General features: G+C 65.2%; 15 protein-coding genes. 7 read left to right on the top strand and 8 right to left on the bottom strand.

What is annotated here, in order from left to right; genetic code table 11:
• The first annotated feature begins 80 nt into the window (after window positions 1-80).
• Window positions 81-962 carry a phosphoserine phosphatase SerB gene (gene serB / locus FIV09_RS00945; protein ID WP_152448223.1) on the top strand — a complete coding sequence of 294 codons (882 nt, stop codon included), beginning with the start codon at window positions 81-83 and terminating at the stop codon, window positions 960-962.
• A gap of 5 nt (window positions 963-967) precedes the next feature.
• On the opposite strand, the gene FIV09_RS00940 is transcribed toward serB, so the two are convergent.
• Complete coding sequence (locus FIV09_RS00940) at window positions 968-1969, bottom strand: asparaginase (protein ID WP_152448222.1); 1002 nt, start codon at window positions 1967-1969, stop codon at window positions 968-970.
• 169 nt (window positions 1970-2138) lie between these two features.
• Here FIV09_RS00940 and FIV09_RS00935 point away from each other — a divergent pair, with 169 nt between their 5' ends.
• Window positions 2139-2666: an invasion associated locus B family protein gene (locus FIV09_RS00935; protein ID WP_152448221.1), complete on the top strand. Its 528-nt coding sequence runs from the start codon at window positions 2139-2141 to the stop codon at window positions 2664-2666.
• Window positions 2667-2797: 131 nt separating this feature from the next.
• Window positions 2798-3976: a 23S rRNA (adenine(2503)-C(2))-methyltransferase RlmN gene (gene rlmN, locus FIV09_RS00930; protein ID WP_152448220.1), complete on the top strand. Its 1179-nt coding sequence runs from the start codon at window positions 2798-2800 to the stop codon at window positions 3974-3976.
• A 16-nt stretch (window positions 3977-3992) separates the two neighbouring features.
• Here rlmN and FIV09_RS00925 read toward each other — a convergent pair whose 3' ends face one another.
• Both FIV09_RS00925 and FIV09_RS00920 read right to left on the bottom strand, forming a co-directional pair.
• Window positions 3993-5225 carry a GAF domain-containing sensor histidine kinase gene (locus FIV09_RS00925; protein WP_152448219.1) on the bottom strand — a complete coding sequence of 411 codons (1233 nt, stop codon included), beginning with the start codon at window positions 5223-5225 and terminating at the stop codon, window positions 3993-3995.
• A gap of 67 nt (window positions 5226-5292) precedes the next feature.
• Window positions 5293-6408 carry a TauD/TfdA family dioxygenase gene (locus tag FIV09_RS00920; RefSeq protein ID WP_152448218.1) on the bottom strand — a complete coding sequence of 372 codons (1116 nt, stop codon included), beginning with the start codon at window positions 6406-6408 and terminating at the stop codon, window positions 5293-5295.
• A 207-nt stretch (window positions 6409-6615) separates the two neighbouring features.
• On the opposite strand from FIV09_RS00920, the gene FIV09_RS00915 reads away from it, so the two are divergent.
• Window positions 6616-7146: a DUF3833 domain-containing protein gene (locus tag FIV09_RS00915; protein WP_152448217.1), complete on the top strand. Its 531-nt coding sequence runs from the start codon at window positions 6616-6618 to the stop codon at window positions 7144-7146.
• Window positions 7147-7233: 87 nt separating this feature from the next.
• Here the strand turns inward: FIV09_RS00915 and FIV09_RS00910 are convergent, their stop codons facing one another.
• Entirely contained in the window at window positions 7234-8139 is a 906-nt protein-coding gene (locus tag FIV09_RS00910; RefSeq protein WP_152448216.1) for a LysR family transcriptional regulator, read from the bottom strand.
• A gap of 199 nt (window positions 8140-8338) precedes the next feature.
• Here FIV09_RS00910 and FIV09_RS00905 point away from each other — a divergent pair, with 199 nt between their 5' ends.
• Window positions 8339-8788, top strand: coding sequence for a DUF4399 domain-containing protein (locus FIV09_RS00905; protein WP_152448215.1), 450 nt, complete (start codon window positions 8339-8341; stop codon window positions 8786-8788).
• Between the two features lie 72 nt (window positions 8789-8860).
• Here FIV09_RS00905 and FIV09_RS00900 read toward each other — a convergent pair whose 3' ends face one another.
• Window positions 8861-9421 (bottom strand): DJ-1/PfpI/YhbO family deglycase/protease, encoded by a 561-nt coding sequence (locus tag FIV09_RS00900; protein ID WP_152448214.1) that lies wholly within the window; start codon window positions 9419-9421, stop codon window positions 8861-8863.
• 161 nt (window positions 9422-9582) lie between these two features.
• Here FIV09_RS00900 and rnhA point away from each other — a divergent pair, with 161 nt between their 5' ends.
• Both rnhA and FIV09_RS00890 read left to right on the top strand, forming a co-directional pair.
• The gene (gene rnhA / locus FIV09_RS00895; protein ID WP_152448213.1) at window positions 9583-10041 is read left to right on the top strand and encodes a ribonuclease HI; all 459 of its coding nucleotides are present in this window, start codon (window positions 9583-9585) and stop codon (window positions 10039-10041) included.
• Window positions 10038-10685, top strand: coding sequence for a trimeric intracellular cation channel family protein (locus FIV09_RS00890; protein WP_152448212.1), 648 nt, complete (start codon window positions 10038-10040; stop codon window positions 10683-10685). Before rnhA ends, FIV09_RS00890 begins: the two co-directional genes overlap by 4 nt.
• A gap of 5 nt (window positions 10686-10690) precedes the next feature.
• Here FIV09_RS00890 and FIV09_RS00885 read toward each other — a convergent pair whose 3' ends face one another.
• The 3 genes from FIV09_RS00885 to FIV09_RS00875 all read right to left on the bottom strand — a co-directional run bounded on the left by FIV09_RS00885 (window position 10691) and on the right by FIV09_RS00875 (window position 14981).
• Complete coding sequence (locus FIV09_RS00885) at window positions 10691-11557, bottom strand: FAD:protein FMN transferase (RefSeq protein WP_152448211.1); 867 nt, start codon at window positions 11555-11557, stop codon at window positions 10691-10693.
• Window positions 11554-13665, bottom strand: a complete 2112-nt coding sequence (locus FIV09_RS00880) for a 4Fe-4S binding protein (RefSeq protein WP_152448210.1) — start codon at window positions 13663-13665, stop codon at window positions 11554-11556. Before FIV09_RS00880 ends, FIV09_RS00885 begins: the two co-directional genes overlap by 4 nt.
• Window positions 13666-13727: 62 nt before the next feature.
• Window positions 13728-14981: an RsmB/NOP family class I SAM-dependent RNA methyltransferase gene (locus FIV09_RS00875; RefSeq protein ID WP_152448209.1), complete on the bottom strand. Its 1254-nt coding sequence runs from the start codon at window positions 14979-14981 to the stop codon at window positions 13728-13730.
• Window positions 14982-15011 lie beyond the last annotated feature (30 nt).

The following is a 15011-nucleotide window of genomic DNA, read 5'->3' as shown; positions in this document are numbered from 1 at the left end:
CCGCAAAAGGCCGATGCCCAAGCCTTCCGTCGCCGCATCCTTGCCGCTATAGCGCGGCAAACGCGCGAAAGGCCTAAGCCATGACCCAGATCGTCACCCTTCTGAGCAACCCCGCAGTCCCAAGCCTGGACCCCGCCGCAGCAGAGGCGCTGCGCAATGCCTGGGGTGGCGGCGATCTGGATTGGCTCGCACCCGACGAGGCCTGCGAATTCCCGATCGGGTCGGTGCCCGGCAATGCGGCGATGGTGCGCCTCGACATGGCGGCACTTGGCATCGACATGGTCATCCAGCCCGCCGAGGGGCGTCGCAAGCGCATGTTGCTCGCGGATATGGACAGCACGATGATCGAGCAGGAATGCATCGACGAGCTGGCCGAGGTCGCGGGCGTCGGCGCGCATGTGAAGGACATCACCGCGCGCGCCATGAACGGAGAGCTCGATTTCGAAGGCGCGCTGACGGAACGGGTGGCGCTTCTGAAAGGGCTCGATGCGGGGGTGATCGACGAGGTGCTGCGCACGCGAATCACCTACATGCCGGGTGGGCGCACGCTGATTGCCACGATGAAGGCCCATGGCGGGCATGCGGTGCTGGTGTCGGGCGGGTTCACCGCCTTCACGCAATCGGTGGCTACGGAACTGGGCTTCGACGAACATCGCGCCAACACCCTTCTGACCGAGAACGGCACCCTGACCGGCGAGGTGGCACGGCCGATCCTCGGGCGCGCGGCGAAGGTCCAGGCCCTTGAGGAGATCACCGCAAAGCTGGGCATCACCGAAGCGGACGTGATTGCCGTGGGCGATGGGGCAAATGATCTTGGCATGCTCGGGCGGGCGGGCACGGGCGTCGCACTCCACGCCAAACCCTCGGTGCAGAAAGAAGCGCAGCATTGCGTCAATCACGGCGACCTGACCGCGCTTCTTTACATACAGGGCTATGCCAAGTCGGATTTCGTCACGGGCTGAAGCTCTCAGGCGCCCAGCGTCGGCGCAGGTCGGATCCCGCCCGTCACGATACCGCGCCAATTGCGGATCTCCGGATTGAGAAAGCGCTGCACGTCCGGATGGCCCGCATCGAGCGCGCCAAGCCGCACGAGCAGCGCCGCGATGGTACATTCGGCTGCCCGCGTTGCGCCATCCATCACCTTAACCGCAACGCCCAGGCCCCGGTTGGGCAGGATGGCCACGAAATAGCCCTCCGCGCCGGTTTTCAGCGCCACAGGCTCGGATGCTGCGCGCATCAGCAGCGTGCAGGCGCGCCCCTCGCCTGCCACCAGCTCGGGATGCGCGATCATCGCGTCCCTGAGGCGTGTGGCGGCGCCTGACAACGCGTCGGATCGCTGATGCGCCGTGGCAAACCATGCCATCGCGCGCGCCATCCCGGACATCGTCGTCGCGAAATTCGGGGCAGAGCAGCCGTCGATCCCGAAAAACGGGCTGGCCTGATCGGTCACAACCTCGAACGCCTCACGGCAGGCCTGCTGCACCGGGTGATCGGGCGCGTGGTATTCCGGACCGCCACCCAGATGCGCGTTCAACGTCAGAAAACCCGCATGCTTGCCCGAGCAGTTGTTGTGCACCTGGCAGGGCGCCTCATCCGCCTTGAGCATCTCGTGACGCAGGGCGCGGTCGCGGCTCGGTTGCGGACCGCAGCGCAACGCGTCGTCGGACAGGTTCAGCGCCTGAAGCCAGTCCTCCACCGCCGTGACATGGACGGGCGCGCCGTTATGGCTGGCGCAGGCCAGCGCCAGGTGCCGGTCGGTCAGTCCATGCGCGTCCGCGGCACCCGACGTCAGCAGCGGCAAGCCCTGGATCATCTTCGAGGACGAGCGCGGCAGCACGATGGCCTCCGCATCGCCCCAGACCTCCTGGGGCACGCCATCCGGCCCCGCGATCACCGCGTGGCCGCTATGGACCGATTCGGCCATCGGGCCACGCCAGATTTCACACAAATGGGCGGCAGGTCGGGTCATCTCGGGCGCTCCTCACGTCTTGGCGATAATCTGCCGACGGGGCTTTTCGCGCTCGGCAAAATCGGGCTAGTGTCCAGCCCGATATCGGGGTTCAACCGGGCAAGATAACCCGGAGCCGCCTTGGCACAACCCGTAACATTGAGGGTCAGGTCTGGTGGAGTTTCAGGCAATGAAGTTGAGAGTGAAAAGCAGCCTGCTTGCGGCGTGTCTGGCCTTTGGCAGCACCGCTGTGGCGCAGGAAGAAAGCACGAACCGCGTCGACGCAATGACCGACTGGTCGGTCTTCGAAGGCACCGATCCGCGCGAATGCTGGGCGGTCACGACCTACAAGGAAAGCGTGAACACCCGGGATGGCCGCGTCGTGGCCGTGACCCGCGGCGAAATCCTGCTGATGGTCTTCTACCGCCCCGAGGCGAACGTGACCGGCCAGGTCGCGTTTACCGGCGGATACCCCTTCGCGGATGGATCGACCGTGAACGTCAATATCAGCGGCACGGAGTTCGAGCTCTTCACCGACGGCGAATGGGCCTGGCCCGCAACGCCGCAGGACGATGCGCGCCTCGTGACCGCGATGAAACGCGGCGCCGATGCCGTCGTGACGGCGCGATCCTCGCGCGGCACGCAGACCAAGGACACCTTCTCGCTGCTGGGCTTCACCGCCGCCGTCGAGGATGCGGAGCGGCGCTGCACGAGCTGAGCCTATCGCATGGATGCGACGATCCGGGCGGCTTCGGTCGCCCTTTTCCTTTTGGAATCGCGGCGCAACTCCTATATGCAGCCCACTTTCATTGGTTTTCAGGCGGCACGGACCGCCCCGGAGCGACTCAAATGACCGCGAACGCACCGATCACGCAGGACCTCGTCACCATTCCGCGCAAGGGCGAGGATGGGCTGCCGAACATCATCGGCCTCACCCGCGACGCGCTGCGCGACCGCTTCGCCGCGCTCGGCACGCCCGAGAAGCAGGTGAAGATGCGCGTGAACCAGGTCTGGGCCTGGCTCTATCATTGGGGCGTGCGCGATTTCGACGCGATGACGAACCTGTCGAAAGACTATCGCAAGCTCCTGTCCGAGAATTTCGTAATCCGCGTGCCCGAGGTCGTCTCGAAGAATGTCTCCATGGATGGGACGCGCAAATACCTTGTGCGGATCGCGGGCGGACATGAGGTCGAGGTCGTCTACATCCCCGAGGCGGATCGCGGCACGCTCTGCATCTCGTCCCAGGTGGGCTGCACGCTGACTTGCTCATTCTGCCATACGGGCACGCAGAAGCTCGTGCGGAACCTGACCGCCGGTGAGATCGTGGGCCAGATCATGGTCGCGCGCGACGACCTGGGCGAATGGCCCGAACAGGGCGCGCCCAAGAACGAGACGCGTCTTCTGTCCAACGTCGTGCTGATGGGCATGGGCGAGCCGCTCTACAATTTCGACAACGTGCGCGACGCGATGAAGATCGCCATGGATGGCGAGGGGATTTCTCTGTCGCGCCGCCGCATCACCCTATCGACCTCCGGTGTTGTGCCCGAGATCGCCAAGACTGCCGAGGAGATCGGCTGCCTTCTGGCGGTGTCCTTCCATGCGACGACGGACGAGGTGCGCGACAAGCTCGTGCCGATCAACAAGCGTTGGAACATCGAGACGCTGCTGGCTGCACTCAAGGAATATCCGCGCCTGTCGAACTCGGAGCGGATCACGTTCGAATACGTGATGCTGAAAGACGTCAATGACAGCGACGCCGATGCCAAGCGGCTGGTGAAGCTGATCCAGGGCATTCCCGCCAAGATCAACCTGATCCCGTTCAACGAATGGCCGGGCGCGCCCTATCAGCGGTCGGACTGGTCGCGGATCGAGGCATTCGCGGACATCATCTACAAGGCGGGCTATGCCTCACCGATCCGCACACCGCGGGGCGAGGACATCATGGCCGCCTGCGGGCAGCTGAAATCGGCCACGGAACGCGCCCGCAAGAGCCGCCGCGAGATCGAGGCCGAGGCCGCGCGCGGCTAACGCCGGTCGTGGCGGATCACTCCGCCGCGATGACCTTCGGTGTTTGCGCCGCATCGATGCGCCAATGTGGCAGCCGGATGCGCGCGACCGTGTGCTCCGCGTCGGCATCGATCATGAAATCACCGCCATGCAGCTCCACGAGCTTGCGGGTCAACGGCAGCCCGAGGCCAAGACCGCCTCGCGCATCACGATTGTCGATGGCGGTACCCACGACGAACGGCTTGTAGAGCTCCGCAAGGTCCACATCCCCGGACATGGTCCCGTTGTCGCGCACGATGATTTCGAGATTGCCCTCCGCATCGAGCGCTGTTTCCAGCACCATGTCCGATCCGCCATGCACGATGGCATTGAGCGAAAGCGCCGCCAGTGCCAGCTTGATCTGGTCGGCATCGGCCGAGAGCGCACCGTCGAAACCAAGCGTGCCAAGGGTCATGCTGCGATCCGCGCCCTCGGCCGTGGGGACATGCACCGCCACGACATCCTCAAGAAGCGACCGCAAATCCACGACCTCATCGTTCAGCCGCAATTCCCCGGTCTGCGCGTCCGAGAAGGTGATGACCGAGTCGATCAGCTTGGCGAGGTTTTCCGACGCCCGAATGGCCGCATCGGCCAGCCGTGCCTCCAGGGGTGTCTCAAGCCGCGATTGCAGCATCCGCATGCTGCCCAGGGCCACCGTCAACGGCGTGCGCAATTCGTGGCTGATCAGGTTGAAGAACCCGGCCTGGCTCAGATCCGGCGCATCCGACGCCTTGTCGAGCGGTGCGGCTTCAAGTGCCGCGACCACCGCCTGGCCGAGCGCACGCAGCGTGTCGAGCTGCTGCTCGCTGGGCATCTCGTGCGGCTTGAGATCGATGGCGCACAAGCTGCCGAACCGGTAACCGTTCGACAGAACCAGCGGGACACCCGCATAAAAGCGCGCGCCGGGGCTGCCCGGCACGACCATGGGATGCGCCTTGAAGCGCGGATCTAGGGTCATGTCCGGCACCACCATGACCTCATCGGACATGATCGCGAAGGCGCAGAAGCCTTGCGTTTTCGGCATCGTGGGCAAGTCCATGCCCACGACCGATTTGTACCACTGCTCCTCTTCGTCGAGCACGGAGATATGCGCCAGCGGGCAATCGAACAGCTTGCGCGTCGCATCGCAGATCGCGTCGAACATCGCGTCGTTTTCGGGCGTCAGTCCCGGCACTGCGCGCAACGCCGCCAATCGTTCCTGTTCGTTGAAGGGGATCGGGTAGTTACGCATATCAGGGACCATTTCGCTTTGTTCAGCTTGAGTTAGTTCCCGACGCTAGGCGCGTTTTACGGCTGATCTAAGGCGCGTCTCGGTCCATTATGCGGATACGGGAATCCCATTCGCCACGATCCACGTAGCACCCATGCAGATGCCGGAACCCCGTCGCGGGATCGAAGGCTTCGCGGCCATGCAGGATGCGGCGATTGTCGAAGACCACCATCTCGCCCGCCTGCAATTTCAGGGTCACCGCACGCGCGGGATCGCGGCAAAGCTGCATGAAGCGGCGATAGGCGCGGTAATAATCCGGCATCTCCTCGGGTGGCAGATCGAGAAGATCGGCCAGATGCGCGTTGAAGCAAATTTCAGACGCCGTTCCATCCTCTGCCAGCGAAATGACGCATTTGCGCGACCGGATATCCGTCTCACCGTCATGAAAACGGAACGGTACGGAGACGCGCGCCAGCGTCTCGAACGCGGCGGGATCCTCGGCATAAAGTGCGTTTGCCACGGCGATTCCGTCGCAGAAGACCGACCCGCCGCCCTCGGCCTCATTCGCGAGGCAATGCAGGAACTGGTAACCCGGCGGCAGATCCTGGTTGGTCAGATCGGTGTGCAGGGGCAGCGCATCGGCGGTATAGGCAAGGTTGTTCGGGTTGGGTTTCGAGACGACCTCGAAGGTCACGCCGAAATTCGTCTCGCGCAGGAAGCCTGCCCGGCGCGCGATGGCGAGCCCGGCATCGACGCTGTCCGCGAGGCCCTCGACAATGGTGAGCCCGTCGCGTTTGCCGGCGACAAGCCAATCGCGCAGCGCCGCATCCGAGGTCGCGATCGCCTCAGCGTCGAACCGCTGGATATTCTGGGCGGTGCGCTCCTCGGGCCAGGGCGCGAAGGGAATATGCGCGGGATCATGACGGGCCTGGCCGGGCCGATGCGCCCAGAGCCAATCCAGTCCGAAGAGGGACGGCGCGTCCTGATCGGGCCAGTCGATGCGCAGCATACCCTCCTCGATTCGCGCGTCATCGGGCGCGGTGTCGAGCGGGACCTGGGTCAGGTCGAAAAGCCGCTCCTGCGTTTCGGGGTGAAAGCCCGCGGGATCGGCATCGCGCAGCCAGAGATAGGGAAACCGCGCCACGCGTCCATCTGCATGGCGCAACTCGAGGCTGTCCGCCCCGGTCGTCAGGTCTTGGGTCATCTTGGTGTCTTTCGGATATGTCGTTTGGGATCAGACGGCAGAGGTCTGTCCCGGCGGCGGCCACCAGGCATGGATCTTGGCATGGGGATGGCCGGGAGCCCGGCCGACGACGACACACATGGGTCCAGTCTAGCCTCCCGACGCCTGCGTGGAAAGCACGGGCGCGCAGACCATATCGCAAGGAAGACGCAGCAAAGGATGCCCAACATGAAACGGATTGCGCTGGCCCTGACGGCCCTGACGATGCTGGCCGCCTGTGCGGGGCGTCCCTCGCTCGATGCGCCGAAGCTGTCGGACCGGGCGCTCGATCTGGAGGTATTCTTTGCGGGCGACACGCGCGCCCATGGCCAGTTTCAGGACGTCCTCGGCAATGTCAGCCGCCGCTTCACGGTGGACATCACCGGGACATGGGACGGGCAGGTCCTGCGGCTCGTGGAGGATTTCGTCTACGAGGATGGCAGCACCGAGCAACGCATCTGGACGCTTGAGAAAACCGGCGCGGAGACCTGGCGCGGCACGGCGCCGGGCGTCATCGGCACCGCGACGGGGACCGAGGCGGGCGATACGTTCAATTGGGCCTACACGATCGACCTGCCGCTGGGCGACGGCACCACGACACGGGTCTCCTTCGACGATTGGATGTGGCTCCTGTCGGACGACCGTTTGCTGAACAAGGCCTACATGTCGAAATACGGCCTGCCCGTGGGCGAGGTCACGATCTTCTTCGAGAAGCCCTGAGCCACCGCCCTTGATGCCAGCCAATAAAAAACCCGGACGCAAGGATGCGCCCGGGCCAGGAATTGCCTCGGAACAGGCAGGGGAAACTTACCAGTCGGTCGGGCCGGTATCGGCGAATTGATGGACCAGGAAATCGATGAAGGCGCGCACCTTGGGCTGCGTGAAGCGGCCCGGCGGGTAGACCGCGTAGATGCCTTGCGTCTCGGCGGGCAGGTCGGGGATCGCATCCTCGACAAGGCCCGCGGCCATCGCATCGCCGTAAAGGAAGGACGGCAGATACGCGATGCCCAGCCCCGCGATGCAGGCATTGAGCAGCGATTGCCCGTCATTGACCGACAACCATCCCGCGGTGCGCACCTGGCGCTTTTCGCCGGAAGGTGCGGTGACCTTCCAGACATTGCCGGAGGATTGGTTGGAATAGTGCAGAAGCTTGTGCTCGTTCAGATCGTCGATCCGCGTCGGGCGGCCGAACTTCTCGAAATAGCCCGGGGAGGCGATCATCCGCTTCTGGCAATCGGCCAATTTACGGGCGCGGAGCGTGGAATCCTCCAGCTCGCCGATACGGATGGCCATGTCGAAGCCTTCCGAGATCAGCTCGACGTAGCGGTTGTTCAGCACCATGTTCACGGTGATGTCGGGAAATTCCGCAAGGAACTCACCCAGCACCGGGGAAAGGTGGTTGACCCCGAAATCCGTGGCCACCGAGATGCGCAAGAGCCCCGAGGGCGCCGATTGCATCGAGGTGACAAGCGCGTCGGCCTCGCCTGCATCGTTCAGAACCCGGCGGGCCCGGTCGTAATAGGCCAATCCGATCTCCGTCGGGCTGACCCTCCGGGTGGTACGGTTCAAGAGCCGCGCCCCCAGACGCGCCTCCAGTGAGGAGACATGTTTCGATACAGCGGATTTGGAAATACCCATCTTCTTGGCGGCATCTGTGAAGCCCCCTTGATCCACCACTGTGGCGAATGCCTCCATCTCGGTCAGCCGGTCCATTAGGCCGCTCCTTCACGTCATTCGTCGTCAGCGCCGGGTATGATGAGAAATCTGGGCACAATCGCGGCGACCCGCGGACAATTGGAAGGTAATTGCGCGCGGCGTTCCGGATGCGGAAACAAGCGCAAGGTGAAATTCGGGCGCGTCGCGCTACCATTTGAGCCGTGCCAGGAGGCACCGCCAAACGGGAGGATGTATCATGTTCACACGTTTAATAACCGCCGCGAGCTTTGCGCTCGCCACTCTGGCCACACCGGGCCTTGCTCAAGACGCAACCCCCGCGCCCGAAGGCGCAGAGGTCTATTTCATCGGTCTGGAGGATGGCGCGAGCGTCACTTCTCCGGTCACGATCCGCTTCGGTCTGTCCGAAATGGGCGTGGCGCCTGCCGGGACCGAACGCGAGGCGACAGGCCACCACCACGTTCTGGTCGACCGCGCGCCCTTCGGTGAGGCCGAAGGCGATGACGAGGCCATGATGAATGGACTGCCCGCAGACGACAATCACCGCCATTTCGGCGGCGGGCAGACCGAGACCACGCTGGAGCTGGCACCGGGCGAGCATACCCTGCAACTGGTGTTGGGCGACGCGATGCACCGTCCGCATGATCCGGTGGTCGCTTCCGACCAGATCACGATCACGGTCGAATAACGCCTGAGCGCAAAATCGCCGCCGGGCAGAACCGGCGGCGATCATCGTCTTTGCCATTGTCAGGCGCGCGCCTTACGCGGCTTTACGCTCGAACGTGCCTGCCTCGACCGCCTCGACGATCTTCTTCACGAAGGCTTCAAGGTCGTCGGGGTTGCGGCTGGTGATGATGCCCTGGTCCTCGACCACGGTCTCATCGACCCAATGCGCACCAGCATTCTTCACGTCGGTCTTGATCGACGGATAGGACGTGGCCTTGCGGCCCTTCACGATATCCGCCTCGACCAGAAGCCAGGGTGCATGGCAGATCGCGGCGATGGGCTTGCCCGCATTGTGGAAGCTGTGGATCGTGTCGATCACGTCTTTCTCCACGCGCAGGACGTCGGGGTTGATCTGACCGCCCGGCAGGACGAGCGCATCGTAATCGGCCGGGTCGATATCGGACAGTTTCGCGTCCGCCTCGGCCTTCCGGCCCCAATCGTCCACGTCCCAACCCATGATCGCGTCACCATCGAGCGTTGCCACGTGAACGGTCGCGCCATGCTCGCGCAGCGTGTCGCGCGGGAACTCAAGTTCGGATTGCTCGAACCCGTTGGTCGAGATGACAAGGATTTTCGCAGTATTGATCGTCGGCATGAGGTGCCTCCTTTCAAATTTCCATGCGGGCCGTTGCCCGGTTCACGGAAGTAACGGGAAGCCGTGCCGGGATGTTCCAAAAGGCGCCAATCGGTTTTTGCGACCGCGACCTCGCGCGATCCCCTCTTGACGGCGCGGACGCCCTTCGCGACACGAGGCGCATGCCAGATCTATACGCCTTCACAGACGGAGCCTGCTCCGGCAATCCCGGCCCCGGGGGATGGGGTGCGCTTTTGCAGGCCCGCGATGGCGAAACCGTCGTGAAGGAACGCGAGCTTTCGGGCGGTGAGGCCACGACCACCAACAACCGGATGGAGCTTCTTGCGGCGATTCACGCCCTGGAAAGCCTGTCGCGGCCCTCGGACATCACCATCGTGACCGACTCGACCTATGTGAAGAACGGCGTCACCGGCTGGATCCATGGCTGGAAGAAGAACGGCTGGAAGACCGCCGCGAAGAAGCCCGTCAAGAACGCGGAGCTCTGGCAGCGTCTCGATGCGGCGCAGGCGCGCCACCGCGTGGTCTGGGAATGGGTCAAGGGCCATGCGGGCCATCCCGAGAACGAGCGCGCGGATGAATTGGCCCGCGCGGGCATGGCGCCGTTCAAGCCCGCCAAATGAGCCTCTTCACGCTTCTCGATTACGCCGCCGTTCTGGTCTTTGCCGCCACCGGCGCATTGAGCGCGTCGCGGGCGCAGCTCGACGTGGTGGGCTTCGTCTTCCTCGCCTGCCTGACCGGTGTCGGCGGCGGCACGGTCCGGGATCTGCTGCTCGACCGCAATCCGGTCTTCTGGATCGCCGATCCGAATTATCTTGCCGTGGCGAGCGTGACGGCCCTCGTGGTCTTCTTCACCGCGCACCGGGTCGAAAGCCGCCTCGTTGCGCTGCGCTGGCTCGATTCCGCTGCGCTTGGTGTCGCGGCGGCGGCAGGCTCCGGCATTGCGCTCTCGCTCGGTCTGCCCGCGCCCATGGTGCTGGTGATGGGCATGGTCACGGCCTGCATGGGCGGGCTGATGCGCGACGTGGTCGCCAATGACGTGCCCGTCGTGCTGAGCCAAGGCGAGCTATATGTCACCTGCGCGCTGGCCGGATCGATCACGACGCTGGTGCTGGGTCGGCTGGGCTTGGGCGACGTGATCGCGGCGGCGGGCTGCATCGCGGTCACCTTCGGTTTGCGTGCCGGAACCCTGACATTGGGCTGGAACCTGCCCACCTACAGAAGCACGCCCCCGCGCGAGCAGACGCCGCCCGACGAGACGGAGTGATCGCGTCAGATCGTGCGCAGATCGCCGTTCTGCGCCACGCAGGTGATCCGGGAAAGGCCCGCGCCCGCCTTGAGGTCCCGCAAGGCGTCGAGATCCATGAACACCCCTGCCGTTGACAGCGCATCGGCGAGCGTGGCGCGCGGCGCCTCGACGGAGAGCGTCGACCAGAGCGGCGCCCGCCCGTCGGGGGACAGGATATGCCCGCCCGTGCCCAAACGCATCGCCCCGGGGCTCGATGTGGCAATCGCTCCGTCTTGCAGCGAGCGTTGGCCCAAATGGCCCGCGTCGGGATCCGTCAGGCCCAGCCGGAACGGCCCGCCCAACGCCTGGAATTCGCCGATATTGACCAGAGCCTCCGAGGCTCCGCGCGCCTTGAGATGATCGCGCACGAGATCGGTGGCATAGCCCTGCGCGATGCCATTGAAGGTCAGCGCCTGTCCGGACCCGAGGATGATCTCATCGCCGCGCCTCACGCGATCCCAGCCGATCAGATCGCGCGCTGCCGCAAGATCACCGCCCGCAGCCAGTGCCCGCCAGAGGGGTTGCACGGTCGGATCGAAGAGCCCGTCTGTCAGCGCGTGGGCCCGGTCAACCTCTGCCACGAGGTCGCGGAACACGGCACTCGGGATCAGACGGCCCGTGCGGTTCAGGATCGAGACCTCGCTGTTCTCCCGGTAGATCGAGAACGCGGCCTCCACCCGGTCCAGGATCACGGGGATGTCGCGCAAGGCCGCGTGCACCTCGTCCCGTGGTCCGCGTAGCGTCACGGACACTTCGGCGCCCAGCGCAATGCCGCTCCATGTCGCCGCCTGCGACAGACGCGGTGCGCAGGCAAAGGCAGCCGCCAGGGTCAGAAAACGCCGCCGCCTCATTCCGCGGGCACCTCGTTCGGATGGCCGGTCACACGCGGCGGGCGCTTGGCGCTGCGGTTCTGCAGCACGAGCGGCACGCAGCGCGCGGCATCGTCGTGGATCGTCACGCAATCGAGGCATTGGAAACATTCGGAATAATCGATCCGGCCCGATTTCTCGATCGCCCCATAGGCGCATTTCACCCGGCAAAGCTGGCACGGTGAGCCGCATTCGACCCTGCGCGGGATCCAGCGGCGCAGGCGCAGCGCACCGCCGATGGCCATGAGCGCGCCCAGCGGGCAGACATAGCGGCAGAAGCCCTTGAACAGCACCATGCCAAGAAAGACCCAGAACAGCGCATAGGCGGCGTAATACCATTCGCGCAGGAAGAAGGTCGTGATCGCGGTCTTGAACGGCTCCACCTCGGCGGCCTTGTCCATCGCCGACGGGATCGTCAGCGTGATCGCCACAAGCCCGGCCAGCACCACGTACTTGATCCACTTCAGCCGCGCGTCCCAACGCGCAGGCACCTCGATCTGCGGGATGCGCAGAAGGCGGCCGATGTGATGGGCGAATTCCTGCAGCGCGCCGAACGGACAGAGCCAGCCGCAAAAGAGACCCCGGCCCCAGAGGAAAAAGCCCAGGATCGTCGCGCCCCAGATCAGCAGCGAGAACGGATCGTAAAGCAGGAAGGCGTAAGAGCCGCCCGCAAGCCCCGTCTGCAGAACGGCCAGCGGCGTGACGATGGACAATTGCCCCTGCCCCCACCAGCCGACAAAGCCCAGAACGACCGCCAGCACGCCAAGTCGCACAGGCGTGAAGGCAGAAAGCCCCGCGAGACGCGATTGCGCGAACAGAAGGCTGGGCACCATGACACCCAACAGGGCCGCGAGAACGATCAGATCGCCCTGCCGATTGCGGATCGCTTCCTCGAACGGGGACAGCCGCTCGATCTGGCCGGGCCGCGTGAAGAACCGCTCGGGCGTGGCATGGGTCATCGCCAGCGTGACTGATCCAATCTCGGGCTGGAACATCCCATGCTCGCGCACCGCCTGCACCTTCAGCGTCCATTCGGCGGCCGGATCGAAGCCCAGACGCCGGTCGGTGCGCAGGATCAGCGCCGCACCATCGTGCAACGCGTCGGGCACGTCATCGGCAAGGCCCACGAAGAGGTCCGCATCGCGCAGGGCCACGGGCAGACCGCCCTGCTCCGCCGAAAGCCAATCGGGAGAGGTGTTGCGCACAAACTCTTCCGAGACGAGCCCGTGCCGCGCGGTCTCAACCACGAGGATCGGCTCGTCGAAATCGGAAATTTCCATGAAGCGCTGCAGGTCTTCATAGGTGTCGTCGTCCAGAACGGCCCGCGCGATAGAGGGCGGGCCGAGATCCACCACCCAGAGATCGAGATAGACCTCGCCCGGATAATCGGTCGCCTCGGGGTCGTCATCGGCCCAAATCGTGCCCGCGAATTCCGCGTCGATCTCGGCATTCGTGACGCGTTTGTGGGCCACGAGCCCCTGATCGACGAGGGCCTGCCAGTCGAGCTCTTCCACATGATCCGGGTCGGGATGCGCGGGCGGGCCGGAGGCGATGCCCTGCATCTTTTCGCGCGCGACGGCGAGCGTAGCCGCCAGCACCGATTCATGCGCGATCCGCACGCTGGCCGTGGCCTTCGTCACCCCGTCGAGATAGACCAGCGATCCGCCCGCCGTGCCGCCCCCATAGGGCGTGCCGACAACCATGCTTTCGGAGATCGAGCGGCCTTCATATTGCTCGAAGAAGGCGTGAAACGGTGCCTGGCCCAGCCCCGAGACGAAGATCGGCTCGTTGTGATCCAAAAGCCGGACCGAGATGAAGCGCCCTTCGAGGTCCAGCACGACGAGCACGTTGATCGGCGCGCCCGAGAAGCCCGGCAGGGGCGCCAGCGGTTCGGTCTCGAACACGTAGCCCGCGTGCTGACCGCCGGAATTGAGAAGCTCGTAGACACCGTCTTCGCTGATCAGCTCGCCGAGGCTCATGGGCGCGATGACCTTCTCGGCGATGCGCGCACGGTCGGACGGCTCGGCGGCGAGGGCCCCCGCGCAGAACAGCCACAGACAGGCGACGAAAATGGCGCGCAATCCTCCCATGGGACCGGAGCCTATGGGCAACCCGGCAGCGCCCAAATGCGACCTTGGTCCGGGGCGCGGGCTCAGCCCTTCGCGAGACAGGCCATGTAGAAGCCGTCCATGCCACCCCGGTCGGGCCAGAAATCGGGCCGCAGGCGCAGACCGCCTTCCGAGCTGCGCCAGCCCTCTTCGATCCAGGGCGCATCAAGCGGCAGGACCGACAGATCCGCATGACGGGTCAGCGCCTCGTCGATCTGCACCTCGCCCTCGTCGGGGATGATCGAGCAGGTACAGAACATCAGCCGCCCGCCGGGCGCCAGCAGGCTCAGCGCGTGATCGAGCATCCGCGCCTGCAGGTCGATCAACTCCGAGATGCCCTCCCCGGTGCGGGCATGGGGCAAGTCGGGATGGCGCCGGATCGTGCCGGTGGCGGAACAGGGCGCATCGAGCAGGATCACGTCATAGGGTCCGCCTTCGTGCAGCAGCGCATCGCCCTGTACCAGTGTGGCCTTCAACTTGGTGCGGTCGAGGTTCTCCTGCACGCGTGTGAGCCGTGCCGCCGACAGATCGAGCGCGGTCACCTCCGCCCCTGCCGCGGCAAGCTGCATCGTCTTGCCGCCGGGTGCGGCACATAGATCGAGCGCGCGCTGCCCCGCGATATCGCCCATGAGCCGGACGGGCAGCGCGGCGGCAGCGTCCTGAACCCAGAACTCACCCGGCCCGTAGCCCGGCAAGGCCGAGACCTGGTGCCGCCCATCGAGTCGCACAGATCCCGTCGGCAAGAGCGTGCCGCCGACCGCATCGGCCAGAGCCGCCGCATCACCCCGCGCTGTCAGATCGAGCGGCGCACCGGCCTGATGTGCGGCCTCCATGCCGCGGACCGCATCACGCCCCCAAGCGGCCAGAAGCGGCCCCCGCAGCCATTCCGGCAGACGGGCGGGCGGCAAATCCGCCCAGGTTGCCGGTGCCTCAACGACCATCTTGCGCAGAACCGCGTTGATCAGCCCTTTCAGCGCCTTGGTGCGCTTGTGGCCCTCCGCGATGCCGACACAGGCATTCACGACCCCATGAGCGGCCCCGCCCATGGCCAGTTCCACCGTGCCGAGCCGCAGGATGTTCTGCCCCCGAAGCGGCGGTGCCTTCTTGAGATGTTTGGACAAAAGCCGGTCGGCCCGGTCGATATGGCGCAGCACGTCGGCCGTGAGACGCTGTGCGGCAGCGCGGTCTTCGGGCGCCAGCCGGGCGAACCTGTCGCCTCCGGTCAACTCGCTCAGCAGGCGTCCCTCGCCCAGAACGCCATCGAGAAGGTCCACGCTCGCGCGCCGCGCCTGATCCATTATGTCTGCCTTGTACCGCTCATTTCGCGG

Origin of the sequence: Roseivivax sp. THAF197b, assembly GCF_009363255.1 — a bacterium.
Classification (GTDB): domain Bacteria; phylum Pseudomonadota; class Alphaproteobacteria; order Rhodobacterales; family Rhodobacteraceae; genus Roseivivax.
This window is presented reverse-complemented; position numbering and strand designations above follow the sequence as displayed.